General features: G+C 67.9%; 24 protein-coding genes. 9 read left to right on the top strand and 15 right to left on the bottom strand.

Annotated features, from left to right (window positions below):
• Positions 1–5 precede the first annotated feature (5 nt).
• Positions 6–1,043 carry an A/G-specific adenine glycosylase gene (gene mutY / locus ACSHZY_RS02125; RefSeq protein WP_435164716.1) on the bottom strand — a complete coding sequence of 346 codons (1,038 nt, stop codon included), beginning with the start codon at positions 1,041–1,043 and terminating at the stop codon, positions 6–8.
• An 83-nt stretch (positions 1,044–1,126) separates the two neighbouring features.
• On the opposite strand from mutY, the gene ACSHZY_RS02120 reads away from it, so the two are divergent.
• Complete coding sequence (locus tag ACSHZY_RS02120; RefSeq protein WP_435164714.1) at positions 1,127–1,657, top strand: DUF721 domain-containing protein; 531 nt, start codon at positions 1,127–1,129, stop codon at positions 1,655–1,657.
• Positions 1,654–2,298 (top strand): DsbA family protein, encoded by a 645-nt coding sequence (locus ACSHZY_RS02115; RefSeq protein WP_435164711.1) that lies wholly within the window; start codon positions 1,654–1,656, stop codon positions 2,296–2,298. The genes ACSHZY_RS02120 and ACSHZY_RS02115 overlap by 4 nt, the downstream gene beginning before the upstream one ends.
• Here ACSHZY_RS02115 and lpxK read toward each other — a convergent pair.
• The 3 genes from lpxK to ACSHZY_RS02100 are packed head-to-tail and all read right to left on the bottom strand — an operon-like array spanning position 2,273 to position 4,680.
• Positions 2,273–3,247, bottom strand: a complete 975-nt coding sequence (gene lpxK, locus ACSHZY_RS02110) for a tetraacyldisaccharide 4'-kinase (protein WP_435164709.1) — start codon at positions 3,245–3,247, stop codon at positions 2,273–2,275. The two genes, ACSHZY_RS02115 and lpxK, sit on opposite strands and share 26 nt — an antisense overlap.
• Complete coding sequence (locus tag ACSHZY_RS02105; protein ID WP_435164706.1) at positions 3,247–4,419, bottom strand: 3-deoxy-D-manno-octulosonic acid transferase; 1,173 nt, start codon at positions 4,417–4,419, stop codon at positions 3,247–3,249. The genes lpxK and ACSHZY_RS02105 overlap by 1 nt, the downstream gene beginning before the upstream one ends.
• Positions 4,420–4,434: 15 nt before the next feature.
• Entirely contained in the window at positions 4,435–4,680 is a 246-nt protein-coding gene (locus ACSHZY_RS02100; RefSeq protein ID WP_435164703.1) for a DUF4170 domain-containing protein, read from the bottom strand.
• Positions 4,681–4,903: 223 nt separating this feature from the next.
• On the opposite strand from ACSHZY_RS02100, the gene ACSHZY_RS02095 reads away from it, so the two are divergent.
• On the top strand, positions 4,904–7,015 hold the full coding sequence (locus tag ACSHZY_RS02095) for a DEAD/DEAH box helicase (protein ID WP_435164700.1): 2,112 nt from the start codon (positions 4,904–4,906) through the stop codon (positions 7,013–7,015).
• A 27-nt stretch (positions 7,016–7,042) separates the two neighbouring features.
• Here the strand turns inward: ACSHZY_RS02095 and ACSHZY_RS02090 are convergent, their stop codons facing one another.
• Entirely contained in the window at positions 7,043–7,777 is a 735-nt protein-coding gene (locus tag ACSHZY_RS02090; protein WP_435164697.1) for an SDR family oxidoreductase, read from the bottom strand.
• An 82-nt stretch (positions 7,778–7,859) separates the two neighbouring features.
• On the opposite strand from ACSHZY_RS02090, the gene ACSHZY_RS02085 reads away from it, so the two are divergent.
• From ACSHZY_RS02085 to ACSHZY_RS02070, 4 genes are read left to right on the top strand one after another with little or no spacing between them, the layout of a single operon-like run.
• Entirely contained in the window at positions 7,860–9,266 is a 1,407-nt protein-coding gene (locus ACSHZY_RS02085) for a hypothetical protein (RefSeq protein ID WP_435164695.1), read from the top strand.
• A 50-nt stretch (positions 9,267–9,316) separates the two neighbouring features.
• On the top strand, positions 9,317–10,660 hold the full coding sequence (locus tag ACSHZY_RS02080; RefSeq protein ID WP_435164692.1) for a TldD/PmbA family protein: 1,344 nt from the start codon (positions 9,317–9,319) through the stop codon (positions 10,658–10,660).
• Positions 10,647–11,414, top strand: coding sequence for a 3'(2'),5'-bisphosphate nucleotidase CysQ (locus ACSHZY_RS02075; RefSeq protein ID WP_435164690.1), 768 nt, complete (start codon positions 10,647–10,649; stop codon positions 11,412–11,414). Before ACSHZY_RS02080 ends, ACSHZY_RS02075 begins: the two co-directional genes overlap by 14 nt.
• Positions 11,411–12,538: a TIGR03862 family flavoprotein gene (locus ACSHZY_RS02070; RefSeq protein ID WP_435164687.1), complete on the top strand. Its 1,128-nt coding sequence runs from the start codon at positions 11,411–11,413 to the stop codon at positions 12,536–12,538. Before ACSHZY_RS02075 ends, ACSHZY_RS02070 begins: the two co-directional genes overlap by 4 nt.
• On the opposite strand, the gene ACSHZY_RS02065 is transcribed toward ACSHZY_RS02070, so the two are convergent.
• From ACSHZY_RS02065 to leuS, 4 genes are all read right to left on the bottom strand, one after another.
• Positions 12,522–13,223, bottom strand: a complete 702-nt coding sequence (locus ACSHZY_RS02065) for a hypothetical protein (protein ID WP_435164684.1) — start codon at positions 13,221–13,223, stop codon at positions 12,522–12,524. The two genes, ACSHZY_RS02070 and ACSHZY_RS02065, sit on opposite strands and share 17 nt — an antisense overlap.
• A 63-nt stretch (positions 13,224–13,286) precedes the next feature.
• A complete protein-coding gene (holA, locus tag ACSHZY_RS02060) occupies positions 13,287–14,306 on the bottom strand; it encodes a DNA polymerase III subunit delta (protein ID WP_435164681.1) in 1,020 nt (339 codons plus the stop codon).
• Positions 14,303–14,800, bottom strand: a complete 498-nt coding sequence (gene lptE, locus ACSHZY_RS02055) for an LPS assembly lipoprotein LptE (RefSeq protein ID WP_435164678.1) — start codon at positions 14,798–14,800, stop codon at positions 14,303–14,305. The genes holA and lptE overlap by 4 nt, the downstream gene beginning before the upstream one ends.
• Positions 14,787–17,318 (bottom strand): leucine--tRNA ligase, encoded by a 2,532-nt coding sequence (gene leuS, locus ACSHZY_RS02050; RefSeq protein WP_435164676.1) that lies wholly within the window; start codon positions 17,316–17,318, stop codon positions 14,787–14,789. Before leuS ends, lptE begins: the two co-directional genes overlap by 14 nt.
• A 167-nt stretch (positions 17,319–17,485) precedes the next feature.
• On the opposite strand from leuS, the gene ACSHZY_RS02045 reads away from it, so the two are divergent.
• Positions 17,486–18,511 (top strand): LLM class flavin-dependent oxidoreductase, encoded by a 1,026-nt coding sequence (locus ACSHZY_RS02045; RefSeq protein ID WP_435164674.1) that lies wholly within the window; start codon positions 17,486–17,488, stop codon positions 18,509–18,511.
• 6 nt (positions 18,512–18,517) lie between these two features.
• Here ACSHZY_RS02045 and ACSHZY_RS02040 read toward each other — a convergent pair whose 3' ends face one another.
• Genes ACSHZY_RS02040 through hspQ form a run of 3 tightly spaced genes read right to left on the bottom strand, consistent with a single transcriptional unit; the run spans position 18,518 to position 19,943 of the window.
• Positions 18,518–19,165, bottom strand: coding sequence for a pseudouridine synthase (locus ACSHZY_RS02040; RefSeq protein WP_435164671.1), 648 nt, complete (start codon positions 19,163–19,165; stop codon positions 18,518–18,520).
• The gene (locus tag ACSHZY_RS02035; RefSeq protein ID WP_435164669.1) at positions 19,162–19,614 is read right to left on the bottom strand and encodes a GAF domain-containing protein; all 453 of its coding nucleotides are present in this window, start codon (positions 19,612–19,614) and stop codon (positions 19,162–19,164) included. The genes ACSHZY_RS02040 and ACSHZY_RS02035 overlap by 4 nt, the downstream gene beginning before the upstream one ends.
• The gene (hspQ, locus tag ACSHZY_RS02030; RefSeq protein WP_435164666.1) at positions 19,614–19,943 is read right to left on the bottom strand and encodes a heat shock protein HspQ; all 330 of its coding nucleotides are present in this window, start codon (positions 19,941–19,943) and stop codon (positions 19,614–19,616) included. Before hspQ ends, ACSHZY_RS02035 begins: the two co-directional genes overlap by 1 nt.
• Positions 19,944–20,113: 170 nt before the next feature.
• Between hspQ and ACSHZY_RS02025 the strand changes: the two genes are divergently transcribed.
• Positions 20,114–20,695, top strand: coding sequence for a lytic transglycosylase (locus ACSHZY_RS02025; protein ID WP_435164663.1), 582 nt, complete (start codon positions 20,114–20,116; stop codon positions 20,693–20,695).
• Here ACSHZY_RS02025 and ACSHZY_RS02020 read toward each other — a convergent pair.
• The 3 genes from ACSHZY_RS02020 to ACSHZY_RS02010 all read right to left on the bottom strand — a co-directional run bounded on the left by ACSHZY_RS02020 (position 20,692) and on the right by ACSHZY_RS02010 (position 25,678).
• A complete protein-coding gene (locus ACSHZY_RS02020; protein WP_435164660.1) occupies positions 20,692–21,276 on the bottom strand; it encodes a LolA family protein in 585 nt (194 codons plus the stop codon). The two genes, ACSHZY_RS02025 and ACSHZY_RS02020, sit on opposite strands and share 4 nt — an antisense overlap.
• A 139-nt stretch (positions 21,277–21,415) precedes the next feature.
• Positions 21,416–24,490 carry a DNA translocase FtsK 4TM domain-containing protein gene (locus ACSHZY_RS02015; RefSeq protein ID WP_435164657.1) on the bottom strand — a complete coding sequence of 1,025 codons (3,075 nt, stop codon included), beginning with the start codon at positions 24,488–24,490 and terminating at the stop codon, positions 21,416–21,418.
• 3 nt (positions 24,491–24,493) lie between these two features.
• A complete protein-coding gene (locus tag ACSHZY_RS02010) occupies positions 24,494–25,678 on the bottom strand; it encodes an aminotransferase class I/II-fold pyridoxal phosphate-dependent enzyme (RefSeq protein WP_435164654.1) in 1,185 nt (394 codons plus the stop codon).
• Positions 25,679–25,724 lie beyond the last annotated feature (46 nt).

Here is a 25,724-nt window from a genome sequence, read left to right as displayed (position 1 = left end):
TCGTTTCAGACGGTTCCCGGCGCGGCCAGATCGAATGCCTTTCGCATGACGGTGGGCAATTCGCGTCCCTTCAGGAGGCGGAAGCTGCCCCGTTCCGGGTTGGCGCCCTGTGGGACCGTCGCCGTCAGGACGGTCAGGATCAGGTGGAAATGGCTGAAGGTGTGGCGCACCTCTCCGGCCGGTTGCCAGTCGGCGCGCAGGGGTTCGGTTCCGCCACCGCCGTCCCACGGCGATCCGGGCCAGCCCCACATGCCGCCCAGAAGGCCCTTGTCGGGCCGATCCTCCACCAGCCACAGCCCGTCGGCGCGGCGGGCCAGCCAGACGGTGCCTTCGCGCACGGGCTTCGCGGTTTTCGGCAGCTTGCGGGGCAGGGTGGTCTGGATGCCTTCGGCTCGCGCGGCGCACGGCTCCATCCACGGGCAGATGCCGCAGGCCGGATTGCGCGGGGTGCAGATGGTCGCACCCAGATCCATGATCGCCTGCGCGTAATCGCCGGGGCGGTGCGCAGGCGTAATCGCCTCGGCCAGCCGCGCGATCTCGGGACGGGCGGCGGGCAGCGGGGTTTCCAGCTTGCGCAGGCGGGTGATCACCCGTTCCACGTTGCCATCGACCACTGTCGCCTGTTCGTCGAACGCGATGGAGGCGATGGCCGCGGCGGTGTAAGGTCCGATGCCGGGCAAGGCCAGCAGTTCGGCCTTGCTGCCGGGGAAGCGGCCGCCGTGGCGGGTCACCACCTCGCGCGCGCATTTCAGAAGGTTGCGGGCCCGGGCATAATAGCCAAGGCCCGCCCATTCGGCCATCACCTCCGCGTCCGGGGCGGCGGCCAGATCGGCAACGGTCGGCCAGCGTTCGGTGAACCGCTGGAAATATCCCTTCACGGCGGCCACGGTCGTCTGCTGGCACATCACCTCGGACAGCCAGATGCGATAGGGGTCAAGGGTCTGGCCGGCCAGCAACGCGCCGGGCGGGGCGCGCCAGGGCAGTTCGCGGCCGTGGCGGTCGTACCAGTCCAGCAGGGTCTGGCTGAGGGTGTCGTCACGCAATATTTATGGCGTCCTTCGGGGCATTCTTCTGGCGCAGGGCGCGCGCCTGCCGCAAGATATGCACGATCAGCGCAAGGAACCAGATGCCGCCGCCCACCCCCCCCACCAAGCGCCGCTTTCGCGGGTTCGAGCCGGCGTCGAGCCTGCTGCGCGACCGCATCCGCAGCGCCGGGGAATCGCGCGGCTTTGCCGTCACCCGCCTGCTGACCGGCTGGGCCGAGATCGTGGGCGACGATCTGGCCCGCATGACGCGGCCGGTGAAGATGTCCTATCCCCGCGACGGGTTCGGGGCGACGCTGACCCTTCTGGTCCGGTCCGCCCACGCCCCGATGGTGGAGATGCATAAGCCCCGCCTGATCGAGAAGGTGAACGCCTGCTACGGCTATGCCGCCATCTCGCGCGTGCACCTGACGCAGACCGCGCCCACCGGCTTTGCGGGCGGGGAGGCTGATTTCATGACCCCGCCCAAGGCGCCCGCGCCCCCCGATCCCGTGATCGAGGCGGAGGCGCGCCAACGCACAACGGGTGTGGCCGACGACGGCTTGCGCGCGGCGCTGGAAAACCTCACACGCAATTACCTGACGCGATCAGCGTCGACGAAGAAAGGCAGATGACGATGAAGAACGGCTTTGCAACGCTGGCGCTGATCGCCGCTTTCGGCGCATTCGGCACGGCGGCGACGGCGCAAACCGCCACCCCGGCACCCGCCACGACCGAGGCACCGGCCCCGGTGATCGCGGACATGACGATGGGCCAGAAGGACGCGCCGGTGCAGGTCATCGAATACGGCTCGTACACCTGCCCGCATTGCGCGGACTTCCACGCCAATGTCATGGACAAGCTGAAGGCCGACTACATCGACACCGGCAAGGTGCAGTTCACCTTCCGCGAGGTGTATTTCGACCGGTACGGCCTGTGGGCTGCCATGATGGCCCGCTGCGGCGGAGAGATGCGCTATTTCGGCATCGCCGACATCCTGTACGACACCCAGCGCGACTGGGCGGCGTCCAGTGATCCGGCAGTCGTGGTGCAGAACCTGAAGAAGATCGGCCGTCAGGCGGGCATGGACGACGCGGCGCTGGACCAGTGCATGCAGGACGGCGCCATGGCGCAGGCCCTTGTCGACACCTACGAGGCGAACGTGAAGAAGGATGGGGTGGAAGGCACGCCCACGATCTTCGTCAACGGCACGAAGCATTCGAACATGAGCTATGACGATCTGAAGAAGATCATCGACGGCGAGCTGAACGGATAAGCCGGTCCAGCGCCGCGTCCAGTGGCGCGGCATCGTCGAAGACCAGCCGCACGGGCAGGGTCAGGACATTCGGCCGGAAGGACGCGGGCAGGCGCACCGCGTCCTTTTCCGTTGTGACCAGTTGCGCGTTCAGGGCCACCGCCTCGGCCTGAAGGCGCGACAGGACGGCCGGTGTCAGCGGCTGGTGATCGGCCAGGGCACGGGTGCCGGCGATGTCAGCCCCTAGGGCGCGCAGCGTGGCGAAGAACTTTTCGGGATGGCCGATGCCGGCAAAGGCGAAGACGCGGGCGTCTTGCCAGTCCATGCCGGTGGGCAAAGGCTCCAACCGCGCGGTCAGGTGCGGGGGGGCAGGGGGCGGAGCGAAGGGCGCGTCGCCGATGGACAGCAGCAGGTCGGCCCGGGCCAGACCGGCCGCCACGGGTTCGCGCAAGGGGCCCGCGGGAAGGCAGCGGCCGTTCCCGAAGCCCCGTGCGGCGTCCACCACCACGATGGACAGGTCCTTCTGGACCGAAGGGTTCTGGAACCCGTCATCCAGGAGGACCACCTCTGCCCCTGCTTCCGCCGCCGCCCGCACACCGGCCGCGCGGTCCTTGGCGACCCAGGTGGGTGCAAAGGCGGCCAGCAGCAGCGGTTCATCCCCCACCAGATCGGCGGACTGCCCTGCCACGCGCACGGGGCCTTCCAGCCGCCCCCCATGGCCGCGCGACACGACATGCGCGGCCACGCCGCGTGCCGCCAGCATCTGAAGGATCGCGATGGCGGTGGGGGTCTTGCCGGTGCCGCCCGCGTTCAGGTTGCCGACGCAGATCACCGGCACGGGGGCGCGCCAGCCCGGTTGCGCCACCCGTCGCGCCGTGGCCCGCCCGTACAGCCATCCCAGCGGCGCCAGCAGCCGGGCGGGCGGGGCGGGGCGGTCCGGCGGGGTGAACCAGAAACCGGGGGTGCGCATCAGCGTTCGTCCATCATGCGTTCGATCAGCGCCAGCACCCGGTCCGTCACCTCGCTCCCGTCCGAGGCGACGTCCCACGCCTCACCGGCCAGCTTGGCCACGCGTTCGGGCGACAGAAGGTCCGCCAAGGCCTCCGACAGCGCTTTCGGGTGGGCGATGGGGCGTGTCGCCTTGCGAGACATCAGGCGCTGGAACGTCGCCCCGTAGATCCCCGTCTTCGGCCCGTGGATGAGGGCGGAGCCGAGGCCCGCCCCTTCCAGCGGATCGCGGATCGCACCACCGGTCAGGCTGCCGCCCAGATAGCAGATGGGGGCCAGCCGGTACCAGAGCCCGAACTCGTCGGGATTGTCGGCCATGTAGACCTCGGTTTCCGGCAGGATCTCGTCCTCGTCGCAGCGGGCGGCGCAGGCAAGGCCCGCATCTTCCATCTTATGGGCCAAACCCGAGGCGCGGTCGGGATTTTCCGGCACCACGATCAGCAAAAGCCGGTGCGACAGGTGCAGGGCCGAATGATGCGCCGCGATGATCGCGTCCTCCTCCGCCTCGGGCAGGGCGGCCGCCAGCCAGACGGGGCGGCCGGCAATGGCGCGCGTGATCTCTGCCCGTTCCGCCTCGGTGCAGGGCAGGACCAGATGCGGCTCTTCCATTCGGCCGGCGACCTTCACCTGCGCCGCGCCCAGCCGCCGGAAGGCGCGGGCCGCCGGTTCGTCCAGCGTCAGGATATGGGTAAAGGCGTGAAGCGTGCCGCGCAGCAATCCCGGCCAGCGACGGCGGCCGTCCGGCAGATGGGGAAGCCCGGCTTCCACCATCATCATGGGTGTGCCGCGTTCCTGCAGCGCCGCGACCAAGGCAGGCCGCACCTCCGCCCCCGCGAACACGGCAAGGTCGGGGCGGAAATGCTCCAGAAAGCTGGCCGCCTCGGCGGGGGTATCCTCGCCCAGCGGGGTGTGCAGGGCGGTGGTGGGGCCGACGGGCGGGGCGCCGGTCAGAAGAACGAAATGCCCCAGCTCCTCTTCCACCCGGCGCGCCAGTTCGGCGATGGTTCGTGCGTTGTCGGGATCCGGGGCGTGTAGCCACACCAACGGCCCGCCGGGGCGCGGCGGGCGGGTCTGGGGCGCGGCCTCGCGTCGCGACGCGAGCGTGTACAGCGTGAGGCCGAGCGAGTGCGCCATAGGCTCCGGATCGTGTCAGGCGCCCAGTTCTTCGGTGGGCGAGGCTGGTTGCGCTTCGTCGCGCAGCCGGTGAATGTGCGCGATATAATAGCGGACATGCGCGTCGTCCACCGTGCGCTGCGCCGCGCCCTTCCACGCAAGGAAGGCCGAATCGTAGTCGGGGAACATGCCGACGATGTCGATGTCCTTCACGTCCCGGAAGACGTTCTTCGAAGGGGAGACGAGTTCGCCGCCAAAGACGAGGTGAAGTCGCTGCGCCATGATGCCTCCTGGGGTGCTGGCCTTTGGGGGACCGTAGCGCGTCAGGGGGGCGGGTTCAAGATTGTGTGCAACGGCATACACATATCGCCCCTATACAATCCTGAACGGAGCGGTTAGAGACCCGCCTTCGGCCAAAGGTCCGACGCGGTGGAATTGGGCCACCGCCAAGGGGATGGCAGGCCGGTGAACCGGCGGTTCAGGCCGCCCCCTTTGGAAAAGAATCATGACGGAAATGACACAGATCGCCGGGCCGTTGGCCGCGGCTCTGGAAGCAAAAGGCTATGCGAACCTGACCAAGGTTCAGGAAGCCGTTCTGGCCCCCGAGATGGCCGGTCGCGACGCGCTGGTGTCGGCGCAGACGGGTTCGGGCAAGACCGTGGCCTTCGGTCTGGCCATCGCGCCGGAAATCCTGAACGGCGCCGACCGGCTGCTGTTCGCCGACGTGCCGCTGGCCCTGGCCATCGCCCCTACCCGTGAACTGGCCCTGCAGGTCGCCCGCGAACTGGAATGGCTGTACGCCGAAGCCGGTGCCGTGATCGCCACCTGCGTGGGCGGCATGGATTACCGCACTGAAAAGCGCACGCTGGACCGGGGCGCCCACATCGTCGTCGGCACCCCCGGCCGTCTGCGCGACCATATCGAACGCGGGTCGCTGGACCTGTCGGGCCTGCGCGCCGCCGTTCTGGACGAAGCCGACGAGATGCTGGATCTGGGCTTCCGCGACGATCTGGAATTCATCCTGCAGGCCGCGCCGGAAGACCGCCGCACGCTCATGTTCTCGGCCACCGTGCCGAAAGAGATCGCGGCGTTGGCCGAAGATTTCCAGAACGACGCCCTGCGCATCCAGGCGGGTGGCGAGGCCAAGCAGCACGTCGACATCGAATACCGCGCCTATTCGGTCGTGTCGCGTGACAAGGAAAACGCGATCTTCAACACCCTGCGCTTCCACGAGGCGCAGACGGCCATCGTCTTCTGCAAGACGCGGGCGAACGTGAACAACCTGATGGCCCGCATGGGCAATCGCGGCTTCAAGGTCGTGGCGCTGTCGGGTGAGTTGTCGCAGCAAGAACGGACGCATGCCCTGCAATCCCTGCGGGACGGGCGTGCCAACGTCTGCATCGCGACGGACGTGGCCGCACGCGGGATCGACCTTCCGGGCCTGGAGCTGGTGATCCACGCCGATCTGCCCTCCAACTCCGAAACGCTGCTGCACCGTTCGGGCCGGACGGGCCGCGCGGGCTCCAAGGGCGTGTCGGCGCTGATCGTGCCGCAGGCCGAGTTGCGCAAGGCGCAACGCCTGCTGCAGGGCGCCAAGCTGGTGGCGGAATGGGGCAACCCCCCGTCGGCCGACGACGTGCAGGCCAAGGATGACGAACGCATCGTCAACCATCCCGCGCTGTCCAAGGATGCCGGTGACGAAGCCGCGCTGGCCGGCGCGCTGATCGAGCGTTTCGGCGCCGAAGGCGTGGCCGCCGCGTTCATCCGCCTGTGGCGCGAAGGCCGCTCGGCCCCCGAGGTTCTGACGGACGTGTCGGTGCCGGCCGCCGGCAAGGCCGAAGCCCGTCCGCGTGGCGAATTCGGCGATTCGGTCTGGTACACGCTGACGGTGGGCCACACGGGCCGCGCCGAAGCGCGCTGGCTGCTGCCCAAGCTGTGCGAGGCCGGCAACATCACCAAGAACGAGATCGGCGCGATCCGCATCCAGCAGGACCGGACCTTCGTGCAGATCGCCAAGGCCTCCGCCTCGCGCTTCGGCGACCGGCTGACGGTGGAAGACGGCATCGACATGGTGAAGATGGACGGCGAGCCGTCGCTGGACCGCCCTGAGCGTCCGCGCCGCGAGGCCCGTCCGGAGCGTCCGTTCCGCGAGGATCGCGCCCCCCGTGCCCCGCGCGAGGATCGTGCCCCGCGTGAAGAGCGTGCGCCCCGTTTCGAACGCCCCGCCCGCGAGGAGCGTCCGGCTCGGGACGAGCGTCCGGCCCGTGAAAAGCCCGCCTACGCGCCGAAGCCCTCGCGCTTTGTCGAGGATGAGGGTGCACCCCGCGCCGCCGCCGACGCGCCGCGCGAAAAGAAGGCCCGCTGGTCCCCCGAGGACCGCGCCCAGCGCGAGGACACCCCCCGTCCGCGTGCGGCCGGGTTCAAGAAGGACGGTGACGCGAAACCGCGTTCGGCGGGCTTCAAGTCCCATGGCGGCAAGCCGGACGGCAAGCCGCGCGCCGCCGGCTTCAAGAGTCATGGCGACAAGCCCGCCGGCCGGTCCACTGGCTTCAAGGCACAAGCCCCGCGCAGCGCCAGCGACACGTCGAAGCGCTTCACTCCGCCGAAGAAGAAATAAGGAAAGGGGGCCGAAAGGCCCCCTTTTTCACATCAGGTCGATGGCGCGGCGGATGCCTTCGTCGCGCAACGAGATTTCCTCGCCCAGATGGGCATCCCCCTCTGGCCCGCACATCCACAACAGGGCGCGCGCCGGCCAGTCGGCGGGGATGTGATCGGCGAAGTCGATCTGGCTGACTGCGTTCACGCCGCTCGCCTTGATGCGCCGCTGCATGTCGGTGGCCACCGTGCCGGGCGACAGCCCCATGATCCGCAACCCATGGGCCGCTTCCTCCAGATGCGCGGAGCGTGTGAGCATCGCGGCTCCGGCCTTGGACGCGCAATAGGCGCTCCACCCCTCCAGGGGGCGATGGGCCGCGCCGGAGCTGACGGTGACGATGGTTCCGCCCCCCTGCGCCCGCATCACCGGGATCGCCGCGCGCAAGCCGTGGAACACGCCCTTCAGGTTCACGTCGACCGCTCGGCCCCATTCGACCGGATCCGCCTGCGCCAGATCGCCGATGGGATCGATCACGCCGGCGTTGTTGATCAGGACGTCCAGCCGCCCGTGCAGGGCCGCGATGCGGGCCACGGCGCCTTCCACCTCGGGCCACAGGGACACGTCGCAGCGCAGGGCGGTCGTCCCTTCCGGCGCGTGGCGCTGCATCGCCTCCTCGTCCCGGCCCAGCATGACGACACGCGCGCCCGCCGCCGCAAACCGGCGCGCCGCTTCCAGCCCGATCCCGCGCCCCGCGCCGGTGATCGCCACGACCTTGCCCTGCATGTTTATTCCCTTCCGATGACTTGACCCTTGCGGCACGCCGCCCAACACTCAGGCGAACCGCTTTTCAAGGGAAGGTCAACGCATGAAACCGATTCGTCTGGCAGGGGCCAGCCTCGTGGCGCTGTGCATCGCTTCGGCCGCGACGGCCGCCGTCACGCCAGAGGAGGTGTGGGACAACTGGCAGGCGCTTGCGAAAAGCTGGGATCAGCAGATGACGGCGGACCGGACGGAACGTCAGGGCGACAGCCTGATCGTGTCGGGCGTGAAGGTGGTACAGGACAAGGAGGGCAACCATCTGGCAGGCACCATCGACCGCATCACGCTGGCCGATCAGGGCGACGGCACGGTTCTGGTCACCATGTCCGAACGCTTTCCCATGACCGTCGTGTCGACCCCCCCGGCGGTGGAAGGCGAACCGGCGCCTGAATCCGTCACCTCGCAGGTGGTGCAGTCGCAGGAAAACCTGCGCGTCATCGCCTCGGGCGATCCGTCGAACATCCGCAACGACCTGACCGCCGACCGCGTCGTCGTCGCCATGAACGACGTGAAGAAGTCCGACGGCACGGCGATCCCGATGACCATGACTGTGACGATGCAGGGCCTTGAAGGCTACTGGGAAGGGAACGAAGAGGTGGACTCCGTCACCCGCGCCTCGGACGTGGACATGATGGTCAAGTTTTCCGACCCCGAACAGCGCGCGTCCTTCGACACGAAGATGCAGGACGTGGCGATCACCCTGGCGGGCAAGACGAACGTCGCCCCCCAGTCCATCGGGTTCCTGGGGCAGATCGGCTTCGCCTATGTCACCTCCACCTACCGGCTGGACATGGCGGGGCCCAAGACCCTTCTGGCCGAAGGGGAAACCGGCGCCGGCACGACGAACATCGACCTGCGCGGAGAGGACATGACCAGCGACAGCGACGTGGAAAACGCCACCCTGCGGCTGAGCGGAACGCAGATGCCCTTCCCGATGGACCTGCAGATGGCCGGCGCCCGGCAAAGCGTCACGCTGCCGACCCAGCCCGAGCGCACGGGCCCGTTCAGCATGATGCTGGACCTGCGCGACGTCACCGCTTCGGACGAGACGTGGAAGCAGTTCGACCCGAAGGGCGCCCTTCCGCGCGATCCGGCGCAGCTGTCGCTGTCCCTGCACGGGACGGAAGGGGAAACGCCCGTGGTGACGCTGGAAAACCTGCGCGTGCTGGCCGCCGGGGCGGAACTGACGGGGCAGGGCCAGATGACGCCCACCCCCGACGCCGTGGGCCCCACGGCCGGACTGGGCCGCGGGCGAGTCGATCTGACCCTGCGCGGCGGCAATGGCCTGCTCGACCGGCTGGTGGCCGGCGGCATCCTTCCGGCCGAGCAGGAGATGGCGGCCCGCATGTCCCTGGGGGCCTTTGGCCGCGCGGTTCCGGGGCAGGAGGACACGATCACCTCGGCCATCCAGTTCGGCAATGGCCTCAGCGTGAACGGCATCCCGCTGCAATAGCTTGCCCATCGCGGGGGGAGGCATTACCTCCGCCTGCAAAGGAGCCGCCGATGACCGACATGCTGGAAACCCTCACCACCCGTCTGCTGGAGGCGGCAAAACGCGCCGGGGCGGGGGCCGCCGACGCGGTGGCCATTGACCAGAGCGCGACCGGCATCGACATCCGGGGCGGCAAGCTGGAACAGGCCGAACGGTCCGAAGCGGTGGAGGTCGGCCTGCGGGTGCTGGTCGGCCAGCGCCAGGCCTGCGTGTCCGTGTCGGACCTGTCGGATGCCAGCTTTGCCATGGCCGCCGAGCGTGCCGTCGCCATGGCGCACGAGGCACCGGAAGATCCCCATGCCGGTCTGGCCGATCCGTCGCAACTGTCACGCGACTGGGATCTGGCCGCGCTGCAACTGGCGGATGCTACGCCCGAACCCTTGCCGTCGGATCTGGAGGAAGACGCTCGCGAGGTGGAGGCCGCCGCCATGGCCCGGACGGGCGTCGTGCAGGTGGAAGCCTCCGCCTCCTACAGCCGGCGGGCGGTGCATTTGGCGGGAACCAACGGATTTTCGGGCGGCTATGCCCGCACCTCGCGCTCCGTCTCGGCTGTGGCCTTCACGGGTGAGGGACTCGGGATGGAGCGGGACTGGGCCGGCGAATCCCGCATCTTCCAAAGCGATCTGCCCAGCCCCCGCGGCGTGGGGGATCTGGCCGCCGAACGCGCGCTGGAACGGATTGGGGCGCGGCGTCCAAAAACCGGAGCCTATCCGGTGCTGTTCGACGAACGCGTCGCGGCGGGGCTGATCGGGCATCTGCTGCAGGCGGTGAACGGGGCCAGCGTCGCGCGGGGCGCGGGCTGGCTGCGCGACCGCCTGGGCGAACAGGTGCTGCCGAAGGGCCTGTCGGTGATCGAGGATCAGCTGCGCCCGCGCACCTCTGCCTCCCGTCCGTTCGATGCGGAAGGTCTGGCCTCGCGCCGGAGAGAGATCGTGACGGATGGCGTGTTGAACGGCTGGACGCTGGATCTGGCGACGGCTCGCAAGCTGGGCATGAACAGCACGGCGTCGGCCTCGCGCGGGCCGACGGCGCCACCGTCGCCCGCGTCTTCCAACATCGATCTGACGCAGGGGACGGCCACACGGGCCGAACTGATCGCCCAGATGGGCACCGGGCTTCTGATCACCTCCATGATCGGGGCGTCGATCAACGGCACCACGGGGGATTATTCGCGCGGCGCGTCGGGCTTCTGGGTGGAGAATGGCCAGATCACCTATCCGGTCAACGAACTGACCATCGCAGGCAACCTGCGCGAGATGCTGATGCGGATCACCCCGGCCAACGACGCGCGGATGCACCTGTCCACCCGGGTGCCCAGCCTTCTGGTCGAGGGTCTGACCCTTGCCGGATCGTGATCTTCTGATCCGCGCCGCCCGCGAAGGCGGGCACATCGCGCTGACCTTCTGGAAGCGCGATCCGCAGGTCTGGGAAAAATCGGGCGACCTTGGTCCCGTGACCGAGGCGGATCTGGCCGTCAACGCCGCGCTGGAGCGGATCCTGCGCGGCGCGCGCCCTGATTACGGCTGGCTGTCCGAGGAAAGTGCCGACGATCCCACGCGCCTGACGGCCGACCGCGTCTTCATCGTCGATCCGATCGACGGCACCCGTTCCTTTATCGCCGGGGAGGACACGTTCGCCGTGTCCCTTGCCGTGGCCGAGCGGGGGGAGATCGTCGCCGCCGCCGTTTATCTGCCCGCGCTGGACCGGATGTACGCCGCCGACGCCACCGGTGCGATCCGCGACGGTCAGCCGATCCAGGCCAGCGGCCGCACGGGGATCAAGGATGCCTCGCTTCTGGCCACGCGCGCGAACCTGTTGCCGGAACACTGGCCCGGCGGCGTGCCGGAGTTGAAGCGCAGCTTCCGCTCCTCCATCGCGTTCCGCATGTGCCTTGTGGCCGAAGGGCGGCATGACGGCATGCTGTCCTTGCGCGACAGCTTCGAATGGGACATTGCCGCCGGCGACCTTATCGCGCGGCGGGCCGGGGCCACCGTGACCGACCGGCACGGCGCCGCGCTGGTGTTCAACCGCCCGCAGCCCTGGGCGGCGGGCATTCTGGCCGCGGCGCCCGGCCTGCACGACGCGCTGCTGGAACGGCTGGTGCCATGACCGACGCGGTGGTGATCGGGGCCGGACCGGCGGGCCTGATGGCCGCCGAGGAGATGGCCCGTGGCGGGATGCGGGTGGTCGTGACCGACCAGAAACCTTCGGTCGCGCGGAAGTTCCTGATGGCGGGCAAGTCGGGCCTGAACCTGACCAAGGACGAACCCTTGGACGCGATCCTGGCCCGCTTCCCCCCGTGGCTGCACCCGATGCTGGAAGCCTTCGGGCCGGAACAGGTGATGGCCTGGGCACGCGGGCTGGGGCAGGAGGTGTTCACCGGCAGCTCGGGCCGGGTCTTTCCGGTGGCCATGAAAGGGTCCCCCCTGCTGCGGGCCTGGCTGGCGCGCCTTGGCAATCTGGGGGTGGAGGTGCGGACCCGCTGGCGCTGGACCGGCGATGGCTTCCAGACGCCCGAGGGTTTTGCGCGGATGGAGGCGCCGGTGCGCGTTCTGGCGATGGGCGGGGCCAGCTGGTCGCGATTGGGCAGCGACGGGGCCTGGGCCGCGCATCTGGAGGTGCCGCTGGCGCCGTTCCAGCCCGCCAATATGGGCTTCGTGATGCACTGGTCGCCGCATATGGCGCGGCATTTCGGCCAGCCGGTCAAGGGCGCCGTCCTGATCGCGGGCGACCAGCGCGAACGGGCAGAGTTCGTGATCTCGGCCAAGGGGATCGAGGGGGGTGGCATCTACGCCGTCAGCCGCGCGCTGCGCGACGGCGCACCCCTGCGTCTGGACCTGCTGCCCGACCGGGATATCCCGTGGATCGTGGAAAGGCTGGCGCGCCGCGACAGCATCGCCAACCGCCTGCGCAAGCTGGGCCTGTCGTCCGCCGCCATCGCGCTGGTGCAGGAGGTGGCGCGGCCCCTGCCCGAAGGCGAGGCGCTGGCCCATCTGCTGAAGGCGCTGCCCGTCCCGCATGCGGGACCAAGGCCGCTGGAGGAGGCGATCTCCTCCGCCGGGGGCATCCGGGCCGAGGCGCTGACTGAAGGGCTGGAGCTGCGCGCCATGCCCGGCACCTTCGCCTGCGGCGAGATGCTGGACTGGGAAGCGCCGACGGGCGGCTATCTTCTGACGGCATGTCTGGCGACCGGCCGTTGGGCCGGTCGCGCGGCGCTTACAGGCCGGGGATGATGTTCAGGACGCCGCGACGGTTGAACGAGGTGCCGCCATTGGCGCCGAAGCTCATCTTCGCGTTCACGCCCACAAAGGTTTCGCGGCCCCAGGAATCGCTCAGATCCGCGCGGAAGCTGCCGATTTCGGCGCCGAGGGTGATGTCGGGACGCACGGCATAGTCCGCTTGCAGCGCAACGCGCGACAGGTCCAGATTCTCGATGTCCGCGCGGTCATAGGCAAGGCCCAGACCGAATTGCGGCGTCACGGAATACCGGCCCGACACGCCGCCCATGATCCCGTCCCAGCCGAAATTCTCGCCGCGGCCGACATAGAGCTCCACGTCGAACTGTTCCGTCTGCTGGCCCAGTTCGAAACCGTAGAAGTTCTTGGTGTCGCCGGCGATCCGCTCTCCGCCATAGAAGACGCCCAGATCGGCGGGGCCGTCATGCCAGATGCCGTGCAGGGTCAGGTTGTGTTCGGTTTCGTCCACGCCCAGGAACTTCGACACGCCCGCATCCAGTTGCAGGCTGACCGAAGGGGTGATCCCGACTTCGGCCTGGCCCGTCAGGCTGGCGCGGGAGGTGTCCATGTCGTTCTTCAGGCCTGAATAGCCCAGCGTGACGTTGCCGCCCATGAAATCCAGCGCAAGCGCGGGGGAGGCCAGAACCAGCGCCATCGCGCTGACAGCTGCAAGTGTCTTCATGTCAATGTCCCGTGTGTTTGTTCGTGATTTTGCGGCCACGATAGCGCAGACGCCCTTGCGCTTCTACCGCTTCATCATCGACAGGCGGATCAGCGCCCGTTCCATCACCGCCATGTGAGGGGCGCGTGAAGCGGATCGCAGGGTCAGGTCCGTGTCCACCAGAAGCGCCAGCGCCTGTTCCAGCCGGTGCATCCCCCAGCCCGATGCCTGACGCAGCATCCGGTCGCGCCGGGGGCCGAAGACGGGGGGTTTCATGCGGGCCATCCCCTCGGACGCGCCGGCGGGATGGCTTGCCGCCACGTGAAGGGTGCGGAAGTGGCGCAGGGCAGCGATGCATAGCGCCACGGGCTGCACGCCCTGACCTTCCAGTCGGCGCAGAAGGGGGCTGATCTCGGCCGCGCGATGTTCGGCGGCGGCGTGCAGGATGTCGTCCAGATCCGCCTCGATCGTGGCGGGGGCCATCTGGGCCACTTCGGCCGGGGTCAGGGGGGTGGTGTCGCCATGCTTGTACAGGCCGATCTTTTCCACCGTCTGACGGAAGTCGCCGGGGTCCAGCGCGCGGGCCAGCACCGTCAGGTCGTTCATCGCCGCAGGATCCACGGCGCGCAGCCCGGCGCGGCGCAGGGTGTCCTCGATGTCCTCCCGGCTGGGCGGATCGTCGTAAAGGCCGATGCAGACGGACTGGGGGGAGGGTTCGAAGACCTTCCGTAGCGCCGATTTTGCCGTCAGGTTCCCCGCCGTCACGACCAGCTGCGCGTCGCCCGCGCGCCAGTCCTTCAGGGCGGCGGCGATGGCGGGGGCATGGGCGTCGCCCGCCTCCTCCAGAAAGGCCACGCGGGGGCCGGGGAAGAACCCTTGCGCCTTCAGCGCGTCCAGAAGCATCGCCGGATCGCGGCGCAGGTCGCCCGCCCCCATTCGGGTCAGCCGCATCTCGGCCTCCCCCTCGGGGCCGATGAGGGCGGCGATCACCTCTTGCCGGCGCAGGGCCACGCGCATGGTGTCCGCGCCGAAGATCAGCAGGCCCGCCTTGGACGGGTCGGGCTTTGCGAAATAACGCGCCGCCTCGGCCCCTTTCAGGATCATTTGGCCCAGCGGCCGGCGGTGGCCGTCAGCTGGGTCACGATCTGGTCGGCCAGGATGCGCATCAGGCGGTATTGCGCGTCTTCCTGCGCCGAAAGGCTGGCCAGCGTGGACCCCGTGGCCGAATAGGAGGTGAAGTTCGTCACCTTGCCGCCTGTCAGGCGCGCACCACTGTCGCGATCCACCACGCCCCAATCGACGCTGCCGGTGATGTTGTAGCGGGTGGTCGTGTTGTCGCGCTTGCTGCCGATGCCGACCGTGTCCGTGGTGATCACATAGGTCAGGTCATAGCGGGGGTCGATGTCGCGGCCCAGCCGTTCCTCCATCCGCTGGACAAAGTCGAACCCGGCCTTGTCGTCGGGTTCCGCCATCCGGAAAGCCCCCTGCAGGCCGGTGGCCGGGGCGCCGGGGGCATAGGCGGGCGTGAAGCCGCAGGCGGCAAGGCCCAGCAGCCCAAGGCCCGAGGCGAGGAGGGTGCGGCGATCAGGCGACGACATTGATGATCCGCCCCGGCACGACGATCAGCTTCTTGGGGGCATTGCCTTCCAGAAAGCGGATCACGGTTTCATCGGCAAGGACCAGCGCTTCGATCTGGTCCTTCGGCATGTCCTTGGGCACGGTCACCTCCGCACGGCGCTTGCCGTTGATCTGGATGGGAAGGGTCACAGTATCGTCCACCAGCAGCGCCTCGTCGGCCTTGGGCCACGGGGCCTGCGCCACAAGACCGGTTCCGCCCAGCATGTGCCAGACCTCCTCGGCCAGGTGGGGGACCAGGGGCGACAGAAGCTGCGCCATGACCTTCATGGCGTCGCGCTTGGCATCCGCCCCGGCCTTAGACTTCGACAGGGTGTTGGCGAATTCGTACAGCTTCGCCACGGCCTTGTTGAAGGCGAAGCCTTCGATCCCCTGTGTCACGTCGGCGATGGCGCGGGCGGCGGCGCGGGCCAGCGCGTCATCCTCGGGATTGGCCGGGGCGTCGTCGCGCGTGATCTCGTCCGCGATGCGCCACAGGCGGTTCAGGAACTTCGACGCGGCCTCCGCGCCCGAGGCGGTCCATTCCACGTCACGTTCAGGCGGGCTGTCGGACATCACGAACCAGCGGGCCGTGTCGGCGCCGAACGCGCTGATGATGTTCATCGGGTCGACGACGTTCTTCTTCGACTTCGACATCTTGGCCGAGGGGATGACCTCCACCGGCACGCCGCCGTCGCGGGTGCGGCCGTCCACCACATCCTCGGGCAGGTGATAGACGGGTCGGTTCTGCGCGTCCCGCGTCATGTAGATTTCGTGCGTGACCATGCCTTGCGTGAACAGGGCGTTGAACGGCTCCTGTGCCTCGGCCTTCAGGTGGCCGGTGCGGTGCATCGCCCGGCAGAAGAAGCGCGAATACAGAAGGTGCAGGATCGCGTGTTCGATCCCGCCGATATACTGGTCCACGTTCATCCAGTACTCGGTCTCGTCGGTCGTGGGCGTGTCGGCGCGCGGCGCGGTGAAGCGCGCGAAATACCACGAGGAGTCCACGAAGGTGTCCATCGTGTCCGTTTCACGCTTGGCCGCCGCACCGCAGGACGGGCAGGGGGTGTCGCGCCAGGTCGGGTGACGGTCCAGCGGGTTGCCGGGCTGGTCGAAGGTGACGTCGTCGGGCAGGCGGACGGGAAGATTCTCCTTCCGCTCCGGCACCACGCCGCAGGAGGGGCAATGCACGACCGGGATCGGGCAGCCCCAGTAGCGCTGGCGGGACAGGCCCCAGTCGCGCAGGCGGTAGTTGGTGACGCCTTTGCCGATGCCCTTCTCCTCGCAAAGCGCAATGGCGGCGGCAACGGCGGCCTCACCCGTCTGCTCCGCCTCTCCGGCCAGCGGACGGATGTAGCGGACCTTTTCCCCCTTCATCGGGGCATAGGCGCCGGGCGGGATGCCTTCGTCCAGCGGCTGGAAGACGGGATCGATCGGCAAGGAATATTTCTGCGCGAAGTCGAAGTCGCGCTGGTCATGGGCCGGGCAGCCGAAGATGGCGCCGGTGCCGTAATCCATCAGGATGAAGTTCGCGATGTAGACCGGAAGCTCCCACGACGGGTCCAGCGGGTGCTTCACGCGGATGCCGGTGTCCATGCCGCGCTTTTCGGCGGTTTCCAGCGCCTCGGCGGTGGTGCCCAGCTTGCGGCATTCGGCGTTGAAGTCGGCGATACGGGGGTCGACCTCCAGCGCCTTCGCCAGCGGGTGGTCCGCGCTGATCGCGGCGAAGCTCGCCCCCAGCAGCGTGTCGGGACGGGTGGTATAGACCTCCAGCGTCTCGAATCCCTCGGGCGCGCCGACCGTGTCGAAGGCGAACTGAAGCCCGCGCGACTGGCCGATCCAGTTGGCCTGCATCAGGCGCACCTTTTCGGGCCAGTCCTTCAGCCCGTCCAGCGCCTGCAGCAGATCCTCGGCAAAATCCGAAATGCGGAAGAACCACTGCGTCAGTTCCTTGCGCTCCACCGCCGCGCCGGACCGCCAGCCCTTGCCGTCGATCACCTGCTCGTTCGCCAGAACCGTCATGTCGACCGGGTCCCAGTTCACCTGCGCCGACTTGCGATACACCAGCCCCGCGTCCAGCATGTCGAGGAACATGGCCTGCTGCTGGCCGTAATATTCCGGATCACAGGTGGCGAATTCGCGGGTCCAGTCGATGGACAGACCCAGGGGCTTCATCTGGTCCTTCATCACGGCGATGTTGCCGTAGGTCCAGTCCTTCGGGTGGCCGCCTTTTTCCATGGCCGCGTTTTCGGCGGGCATGCCGAAGGCGTCCCAGCCCATCGGATGCAGGACCGAGAATCCGCAGCTCGCCTTGTAGCGCGCGACCACGTCGCCCATCGTGTAGTTGCGCACATGGCCCATGTGGATGCGCCCCGACGGATAGGGGAACATCTCCAGCACGTAATACTTCGGCTTCGACTCGTCCCGCTTCGCAAGAAAGACCTCGGCCTTGTCCCATTCGGCTTGCCACTTGGGTTCGGTCTGGGCGGGGGAGTAGGACATGGACGGGCCTTCTTTCGCGGGTTGCGTCACGAGGTCTACACCCATGGGCGCGACCCGTCCAGCAGCGCCGCCCGTCCTGCCGACCTGCACAGACTTGACGCCGTTTGGGCAGATTGTGACGGCGGGGGGCCGCCGTTAGGTTCGGGGCAACGCAGAAGGATACGGCCATGACACTGGAACTGGGCCTCGACACGTTCGGGGATATGACGAACGCCGCCGACGGGACGCCGAAAACCCACGCGCAGGTGGTGCGCGACGTGGTCGATCAGGGCGTGCTGGCCGACGAGGTCGGCATCGACTTCATCGGCATCGGCGAACATCACCGCGAGGATTACGCGATTTCCGCCCCCGAGGTGGTGCTGGCCGGGATCGCCGCGCGGACACAGCGCATCCGGCTCGGCTCGGCCGTGACGGTGCTGTCCTCGGACGATCCGATCCGGGTGTTCCAGCGCTTCGCCACGGTCGACGCCATCTCGGACGGGCGGGCCGAGGTGATCCTGGGGCGCGGGTCCTTCACGGAAAGCTTCCCGCTGTTCGGCTATGACCTGTCCGATTACGAACGCCTGTTCACCGAAAAGCTGGACCTGTTCACCAAGCTGTCGCGAGAGCGGGAGGTGACGTGGAAAGGATCCATCCATCCCGGCCTTCAGCGTCAGCGCGTCTTCCCGCCGATGGAATCGGGCACGCTGAAGACGTGGATCGGGGTGGGCGGCAGCCCGGAATCGGTGATCCGCGCGGCCAGCCACGGGTTGCCCATGATGCTGGCGATCATCGGCGGCGCGCCCGCACGGTTCCGGCCCTTCGTGGATCTTTATCATCAAGCCTTGGAGCAGATGGATACCAAGGTTCTGCCCGTGGGCGTCCATTCCCCCGGCCACGTGGCCGAAACGGACGAGGCGGCGCGCGACCAGTTCTTCGCGGGCTACCGCATCATGCACCGTCTGGTCGGCCGCAGCCGCGGCTGGGGCGAGCTGAAGCGCGAGGATTTCGACCGCGAATGCAATCACGGTTCCATGTATGTGGGCAGCCCGGAAACGGTGGCGAAGAAGATCGCGGCCACGGCCCGCGCGCTGAGCCTGTCGCGTTTCGATCTGAAATATTCGGGCGGGCCGGTGCCGCACGATCTCTCGATGAACTCCATCCGCCTGTATGGCGAGAAGGTCATTCCGATGGTCCGCGACATGCTGGCCTGAAACGGCCTAGAACGGAACCGGGGCGAGGAAGGTCATGCTTCGCCCCGTGCCCGGATGCCGGACGCGCAGCGTTTCGGCGTGCAGCATCAGGCGCGGGTGGTTTGCGGCGGCGCCGGTTGCGTAAAGCGGATCGCCCAGGATCGCGTGGCCGGTTTCCATCATGTGCACGCGCAACTGGTGGCTGCGGCCCGTGATCGGCATCAGGTGCACGCGCGTTGTGTCGCCTTCGTAGCCCAGCACCTGCCAGTCGGTCTGGGCCGGCTTGCCGGTGTCGTGATTCACATGCTGGCGGGGGCGGTTCGGCCAGTCCACGATCAGCGGCAGGTCCACGCGGCCCGTTTCCGGTTCCAGCCGCCCGTCAAGCCGCGCCTGGTAGACCTTCTTCGTCAGCCGCTTTTCGAACTGCTGGGAGATGTCGCCCTGCGCGGGCTTGTCGCAGGCGAAGATCATCACGCCGGACGTGTCCAGATCCAGCCGGTGGATCAGCAGGATGTCCGGAAACTCCACCCTCAGCCGCGCGATCAGGCAATCGGCGCGGTCATCCCCGCGCCCCGGCACCGACAGAAGCCCGGCGGGTTTGTCGGCCACCACGATCCGGTCGTCGGCGTGCAGGATGTTCAGCGGAACGTCCGGCGGGGCGTAGACGAAGGTCACTCCGCGTCCTTGAAGATGCGGGCCATGATCGCGGTCAGCTGATCCGCGTCGGTCTGGTCGAAGGCGGCTTCGGTGTCGCTGTCCAGATCCAATACGCCCAGAAGCTTGCCCTCGCCGTTCCACACCGGCAGCACCAGTTCCGAACGGGTGGAGGAGGCGCAGGCGATGTGGCCGGGAAACAGCTCCACGTCCGGAACGATCTGGGGCTGGCCGGTGCGCGCGGCGGCCCCGCAGACGCCGCGGCTGAACGGGATGACCAGACAGCCATGGCCACCTTGATAGGGCCCGATCTTCAGCAGGTCCGGCGCCACCACGCGGTAGAAGCCGGTCCAGTCCGACAAGGGATGGGCGTTGTGCAACTCGCACGCGACGGTGGCCATCAGGGCGACCGTGTCCGTTTCCCCGTGGCACAGCGCGTCCAGCGTCGAAGAAAGCGTCGCGTAATCCATCAGTTCATCTGCACCTGAAGAGGGTAGCAGCCATCCTCGAAATCGCCGAACAGGTCGGCAAGGTCGGGATGGTCCACCGGTTCGCCCGTGTCGTCGGGCACGAGGTTTCCTTCGGACACGTAGGCCACGTAGTAGCTTTGATCGTTTTCGGCCAGAAGGTGATAGAAGGGCTGGTCCTTTGCCGGGCGGCTTTCCTCGGGGATCGCCTCGTACCATTCCTGGGTGTTGGCAAAGATCGCGTCCACATCGAAGACGACACCGCGAAACGGGTGCTTCCGATGGCGGAGCACCTGACCCAGATGGTATTTGGCTTCGGATCTGACGGTCATGGCCACTCCCTTTCGGCTGCGGGGCATAACGCCCCTTGGGGCCCGAGTCCACAATCCGCCGCAGCCCTCGCGGCGAAACCCCGCCTTTCGCACGGCTTTCACACGCTCGCGCATTTCCCTGTGAACGGTTTTCGCCTACATTCGGGCAAAACAAGAAGGCGAGGGGCAGTATGAGCAGATTTCTTCGCGCGTCGATTCTGTTGTTGTTGCTGATGTCCTGCGGACGCAGCGACTTTACGGCGCCGCGCAATCTTGATGATGCGTGCAGCATCGTCAGCGAACGGCCGGCCTACTGGCGGGCGATGAAAGCCACCGAACGGCGCTGGGGCATCCCCGTGCAGGTGCAGATGGCGACCATCCACCAGGAATCGTCCTTCATCGGCAATGCCCGCACGCCGCACCAGTTCATGCTGGGCATCATCCCGATGGGGCGTCAAAGCTCCGCCTATGGCTACAGCCAGGCGCTGGACGGCACGTGGGAGGAGTATCAGAAGGACACCGGCCGCTACCGCGCGCGCCGCGACCGGATCGAGGATGCGACCGACTTCATGGGCTGGTACATGAACAAGTCCTCCACCAACCTCGGCATTTCGCCCCATGACGCGGCGAATCAATATTTGGCCTATCACGAAGGCCGCGCCGGTTATGCGCGGGGCAGCTACACCGCCAAGCCGTGGCTGATGAACGTGGCGAACCGCGTCGCCTCGCGCGCGACGCGGTATCAGGCCCAGCTGGCGATCTGCCGCGGTTAACGCCCGCGGCTTTGCTGTTCCAGCGTGATGGAGAAGAGCGAGGAGGGCAGGCGCACGCCCTTCCGCAACTCGCCCAGGATCACGGTCGTCTTTGCCCCGGCGCCATCCGTGATGATCCATTGGCGCAGTTCGGTCGGGTTCGCGGTGAACACCATGTCGATCGTGCCGTAATCCGGATGGTCGGGGTCCTGCGCCACCACATGCGTGGTGTTGTCGATTTCCTGATGGCCCACGACCATGCGGGCGCGGCCCAGGTTCACGTTTTCGGCCAGGATGATCGACAGCGGCGTGCGGGCCAGCGGATACTGTTCCGGCGGCTGGTTCGACTTCGCGTCGAACACGGCCACCTGGCCGCCGCCCGCCATCACCACGGACCGGTCGGGCTTTGCGTATTCGAAGCGGACGCGACCGGGCCGATGGATCATCAACTCCCCGGTGGAGACGGAGCCGTCGGGATTGACCTGCGTGAAATCCGACTGCGCCGTGGTGAGCGAGTTCAGATAACGCGAGATCTCGGACAGCGGAAGCTTCTCGGCCATGGCGGGCACGGCAAGAAGGGTGACAGCGACGGCCGAAGCCATGAGGGTGCGAAACGGTTTCATGAAACGCAATCTAGGACGCCGCCGCGCCGCGTTCCAGTAACCGCGCATCACCGTTGCGCCATCCCGCCGACATGAAAAAGGGCCCCGAAGGGCCCCGTTTCGTGTGTCCTGTTTTGCCTCACTGCTCGGGCAGCAGGATCTCGCGCTTGCCGACGTGGTTGGCGGCGGTGACCACGCCCTGTTCCTCCATCTGCTCCACCAGCTTCGCGGCCTTGTTGTAGCCGACCCCCAGCTTGCGCTGGATGTAGGAGGTGGAGCATTTGCGGTCCTTCGCGACGACCGCCACGGCCTGATCGTAGAGCGAGTCTTCTCCATCCGTGTTGCCGCCAAGGCCCAGAACCGCGTCGATGTCGTCGGCGCGGTCATCCTCGGGGCCTTCCACGACGCCCGACATGTAGGTGGGCGGGCCGAAGGACTTGAGGTGGTTGACGATCTCCTCGACCTCCTCGTCCGAGACGAAGGGGCCGTGGATGCGGTTGATCTTCGATCCGCCCGCCATGTAGAGCATGTCGCCCATGCCCAGCAGCTGTTCCGCGCCCTGTTCGCCCAGAATGGTGCGGCTGTCGATCTTGGACGTGACCGAGAACGAGATACGGGTCGGGAAGTTCGCCTTGATCGTGCCGGTGATGACGTCGACCGAAGGGCGCTGCGTGGCCATGATCAGGTGGATGCCCGACGCCCGCGCCATCTGCGCCAGACGCTGGATGCAGGCCTCGATCTCCTTGCCCGCGACCATCATCAGGTCGGCCATCTCGTCCACGACGACGACGATGAAGGGGATCACCACGGGCATGAACTCTTCCGTCTCGAACACGGGCTCGCCCGTATCCTCGTCGAAGCCGGTCTGTATGGTGCGCTTGAACATCTCGCCCTTGTCCAGCGCTTCGCGGACGCGACCGTTGTAGCCTTCGATGTTCCGCACGCCCATCTTGGACATCTTGCGGTAGCGCTCCTCCATCTCTCCCACGACCCATTTCAGGGCGACGACGGCCTTCTTGGGGTCCGTCACCACGGGCGACAGCAGGTGCGGGATGCCGTCATAAACGGACAGTTCCAGCATCTTCGGGTCGATCATGATCAGGCGGCATTCCTCGGGCGTCAGCTTGTAGAGGAGCGACAGGATCATCGTGTTGATCGCGACCGACTTGCCCGAACCGGTGGTCCCCGCGATCAGCAGGTGGGGCATCTTGGCAAGGTTGGCCACGACCGGGCCGCCGCCGATGTCCTTGCCCAAGGCAAGCGGCAGGCGGTGGGTGCCGTCGCTGAAATCGCGGCTGGCCAGGATCTCGCGCAGGACGACCTTTTCGCGGTTGGCGTTGGGCAGTTCGATCCCGATCACCGTGCGGCCCGGAACGGTGGACACGCGGGCCGACAGGGCCGACATGGATCGTGCGATGTCGTCGGCCAGACCGATCACGCGGCTGGCCTTCAGGCCGGGTGCCGGTTCCAGTTCGTACATGGTGACGACGGGGCCGGGGCGGACCGAAACGATCTCTCCCTTCACGCCGTAATCGTCCAGAACGGATTCCAGCATGCGGGCATTTTCCTCCAGCACTTCCACGGACAGCGGGTTGCGCTGGATCGTGTCGGGGCTGGACAGAAGCGACAGGGGCGGAAGCTCGTAGGGAACGGGATCGTCGAAGCGGACCGGCGGACGCGCCGCCTTGGGCGCGGCGGCCATCGCCACCGGGGCAGGGGAGGGGGCGTCATCATGGTCGAACGTCGCGGCGTCCAGCTGCTCCTCGGGCCAGTCGTCTTCCTCGGCGGCATAGGTTGCCGTGTCGAGCTGGTCGGCCCAGAACTCGTCGTCCATCTCGGGGCCGTCCTCGGCCCACTGCTCCTCCTCGATGCGCTGGGCGGCGGTGGTCACGGGTTCGTTCGTGGCCGGCCCGAGGCGCGGGATCGCGCGGACGCCACGCACCGGGGGTTCGGGGGGCAGGTCCACGGCCTGACGGGTGCGGCGGGTTTCGGCCACCAGCGGCTGGGGCGACTTGCGGCGCCCGGCCAGCGGCGGTTCGCGGCGTTGCACCGCCGCCGTGACGGGCGACACGGGCGGAAGGGACTGGTGCGCGCGCACGCGGATGGCGTCGTTGATGCGGGCCTTGATGCGATCTTCGGTCGGAACGTCCACGGGCTCCGGCTCGGGCTGCGGATCAAGGTCCACGACGCGGCGCATCATCTGCGCGCCACGGGCCAGAAGGCTTCGCGGCTGCGGCGGCGCCACCTCGCGCGGTTCGGCGGCCAGACCGCGCGGCGCGGCGGACAGGGCGTCCGGACGGCCCCATGCAGCCTCGTGCCGCTGGGCGGCGGCGCGGGTCAGATCCCCCATCCGCGTGGCCGAAGGTTCGGGAAGGTCGATCTCCTCCGCCGCGGGACGGGCGGACAGGCGGGCGGCCAGACCGCGCACGGCGCTGCCCAGAAGGGCGGTGCGGGTTTGGGGATGCTCCTCCTCCTCGACCACCTCATCGTCCCAGTCCTGCATGCGGGCGGCCTTTTCGCGGCGCCGGTCCTGCACGTTGGCGGCCATCTGCGCGGCCCCCGTGGCCGAACGCCCGGCCAGGCCAAGGATCGTGGTGTAGGTCAGGATCAGGCCCAGCAGCAGGAAGTGCCAGATGCGCCGCATCTCGGTCATGGTGAAACCGCTCACGAAGAGGATGGAGGCCAGCACCCCCACGCCCCCCACCAGCGACAGCAGTTTCAGCCCCGCCACGGTGGGCAGGGGCAGCAGGTTCAGAAGTGCGGCCAGAACGGTGTCGCCGAACAGCCCGCCAAGGCCGAAGGTTTCCTGCCAGTCCGGACCGGGCGCGTGCGTGGCGGCGAAGGCCGAGGCGACGGCCACCGCGACCACGGCGAAGACCACACGGCCCACGGCGCGTTCCGACCCCTGATGCAGCACGAAACGCCCGCCCCACAGGAACAGGATGGTCGGGATCGCCCAGGCGCCCTTGCCCACGACCACGATGAGGGTGGAAGCGATGGCCGCCCCGAACCCGCCCAGCATGTTCTGGATCGGCTGGTCGCTTTCGACCATCCAGCCCTTGTCCTGCGGCGAGTAGCTGCCCAGCATCATCACGAAGATCAGGCCGAGGATGACGAGGCCGACGCCCAGAAGTTCACGCCCGCGCTTTTGCAGCATCTCCTGCGTGGATTCGTCCAGAAGCGGATCGCGCTGCCTGACGTGATAGGAAGCCATGCGTCAATCCTTCCGGTAAAGGCAGTCGTGGATCCGTTCCAGACCGCGTCGGGTGTCGTCATGGGAAGCGACCAGCGCCACCCGGATATAGCCGTGACCGGGGTTCACACCCCCGACATCACGAGAGAAGTAGGCCCCCGGCACGACCCGCACGCCGGTGTCCGTCCAAAGCTTCAGGGCCGCCGCCTCGCCGTCCGGAACCGGCAGCCACAGGAAGAAGCCGCCTTCGGGCGTGCGGTATCCCGGCACGTTGCCGAAGATGCGCTGCGCCAAGTCGAATTTCTGGTGGTACAAGGCAAGGGAGGCCTGGACATGCGCCTCGTCGTTCCAGGCGGCGGTGGCCACGGCCTGAAGGGGCGCGGGCACCGGCGCGCCGGAAAAGGCGCGCAGCTTGCGGATGTGGCGGATGCCCTCGGCCCCGCCCGCGACGAAGCCGGACCGCAGGCCCGGCAGGTTCGACCGCTTGGACAGCGAGTGGAAGACGAAGACGCGTTCGGGATCGGCCCCGATCTCGGCCGCGACCTCAAGGGCACCGGGGGGCGGGGCGTCGCGCCAGATCTCGGAATAGCATTCGTCGACGAACAGGCGGAAATCATGCTTTTCGGCCAGCCGGATCATGTCCGCCAGCCGGTCGCGCGACGCGATGGCCCCCTGCGGATTTGCGGGGGAGCAGAGATAGGCGACCGTCACCCGGTCCAGAACCTCGGCGGGCAGGGCGGCGTAATCGGGCAGGAAGCCGGTGTCGGCGGTGGCGGGGACGTAGACGGGCTCCGCCCCCACGGCCAGCGCGGCGGCGGCATAGACCTGATAGAAGGGATTCGGCATCAGGAAGACGGGCTGGCCGCCGTTCTTGCGTTCGGGCGATAAGGCCAGCGCGGCGTTGAACAGGCCTTCGCGCGTGCCGTTCAGAACCATCAGCCGGTCCGTGCCGACCTCTACCCCATAGCGGCGGCCCAACCAGCCTTGAATCGCCGTCAGCAGGGCGGCGGTGCCGTCATTGGCCGGATAAATCCCGAATCCGTTCAGATTCGCGGCCATCACCTCTGCCACGAAGGGCGGCATGGGATGCTTCGGCTCCCCGATCGACATGTGGATCACGTCGCCGCCCGCCGGATGCGGGTCCAGCAGCGCGCGGAGTCGCGGGAATGCGTAATCGGGTAGGTTCGAGAACCTTTCGGGGAACTGCATCGACTGCCTCGTGTCCGGGGTCTTTTGCCCCTTTTGTCCGCAGGAT

The sequence above is a fragment of the Falsirhodobacter sp. 1013 genome, from assembly GCF_051195255.1.
Taxonomy (GTDB): domain Bacteria; phylum Pseudomonadota; class Alphaproteobacteria; order Rhodobacterales; family Rhodobacteraceae; genus Falsirhodobacter.
The sequence above is the reverse complement of the archived record's forward strand: the minus strand, read 5'-3'. Positions and strand labels throughout refer to the sequence as shown.

What these genes read in the sequence shown, in the direction of transcription:
- ACSHZY_RS02120 (WP_435164714.1), top strand. Translation starts at nt 1,127, where the DNA reads ATGCCGCCGCCCACCCCCCCCACCAAGCGCCGCTTTCGCGGGTTCGAG.
- ACSHZY_RS02115 (WP_435164711.1), top strand. Translation starts at nt 1,654, where the DNA reads ATGACGATGAAGAACGGCTTTGCAACGCTGGCGCTGATCGCCGCTTTC.
- lpxK (WP_435164709.1), bottom strand. Translation starts at nt 3,247, where the DNA reads ATGCGCACCCCCGGTTTCTGGTTCACCCCGCCGGACCGCCCCGCCCCG.
- ACSHZY_RS02105 (WP_435164706.1), bottom strand. Translation starts at nt 4,419, where the DNA reads ATGGCGCACTCGCTCGGCCTCACGCTGTACACGCTCGCGTCGCGACGC.
- ACSHZY_RS02100 (WP_435164703.1), bottom strand. Translation starts at nt 4,680, where the DNA reads ATGGCGCAGCGACTTCACCTCGTCTTTGGCGGCGAACTCGTCTCCCCT.
- ACSHZY_RS02095 (WP_435164700.1), top strand. Translation starts at nt 4,904, where the DNA reads ATGACGGAAATGACACAGATCGCCGGGCCGTTGGCCGCGGCTCTGGAA.
- ACSHZY_RS02090 (WP_435164697.1), bottom strand. Translation starts at nt 7,777, where the DNA reads ATGCAGGGCAAGGTCGTGGCGATCACCGGCGCGGGGCGCGGGATCGGG.
- ACSHZY_RS02085 (WP_435164695.1), top strand. Translation starts at nt 7,860, where the DNA reads ATGAAACCGATTCGTCTGGCAGGGGCCAGCCTCGTGGCGCTGTGCATC.
- ACSHZY_RS02080 (WP_435164692.1), top strand. Translation starts at nt 9,317, where the DNA reads ATGACCGACATGCTGGAAACCCTCACCACCCGTCTGCTGGAGGCGGCA.
- ACSHZY_RS02070 (WP_435164687.1), top strand. Translation starts at nt 11,411, where the DNA reads ATGACCGACGCGGTGGTGATCGGGGCCGGACCGGCGGGCCTGATGGCC.
- ACSHZY_RS02065 (WP_435164684.1), bottom strand. Translation starts at nt 13,223, where the DNA reads ATGAAGACACTTGCAGCTGTCAGCGCGATGGCGCTGGTTCTGGCCTCC.
- holA (WP_435164681.1), bottom strand. Translation starts at nt 14,306, where the DNA reads ATGATCCTGAAAGGGGCCGAGGCGGCGCGTTATTTCGCAAAGCCCGAC.
- lptE (WP_435164678.1), bottom strand. Translation starts at nt 14,800, where the DNA reads ATGTCGTCGCCTGATCGCCGCACCCTCCTCGCCTCGGGCCTTGGGCTG.
- leuS (WP_435164676.1), bottom strand. Translation starts at nt 17,318, where the DNA reads ATGTCCTACTCCCCCGCCCAGACCGAACCCAAGTGGCAAGCCGAATGG.
- ACSHZY_RS02045 (WP_435164674.1), top strand. Translation starts at nt 17,486, where the DNA reads ATGACACTGGAACTGGGCCTCGACACGTTCGGGGATATGACGAACGCC.
- ACSHZY_RS02035 (WP_435164669.1), bottom strand. Translation starts at nt 19,614, where the DNA reads ATGGATTACGCGACGCTTTCTTCGACGCTGGACGCGCTGTGCCACGGG.
- hspQ (WP_435164666.1), bottom strand. Translation starts at nt 19,943, where the DNA reads ATGACCGTCAGATCCGAAGCCAAATACCATCTGGGTCAGGTGCTCCGC.
- ACSHZY_RS02025 (WP_435164663.1), top strand. Translation starts at nt 20,114, where the DNA reads ATGAGCAGATTTCTTCGCGCGTCGATTCTGTTGTTGTTGCTGATGTCC.
- ACSHZY_RS02020 (WP_435164660.1), bottom strand. Translation starts at nt 21,276, where the DNA reads ATGGCTTCGGCCGTCGCTGTCACCCTTCTTGCCGTGCCCGCCATGGCC.
- ACSHZY_RS02015 (WP_435164657.1), bottom strand. Translation starts at nt 24,490, where the DNA reads ATGGCTTCCTATCACGTCAGGCAGCGCGATCCGCTTCTGGACGAATCC.
- ACSHZY_RS02010 (WP_435164654.1), bottom strand. Translation starts at nt 25,678, where the DNA reads ATGCAGTTCCCCGAAAGGTTCTCGAACCTACCCGATTACGCATTCCCG.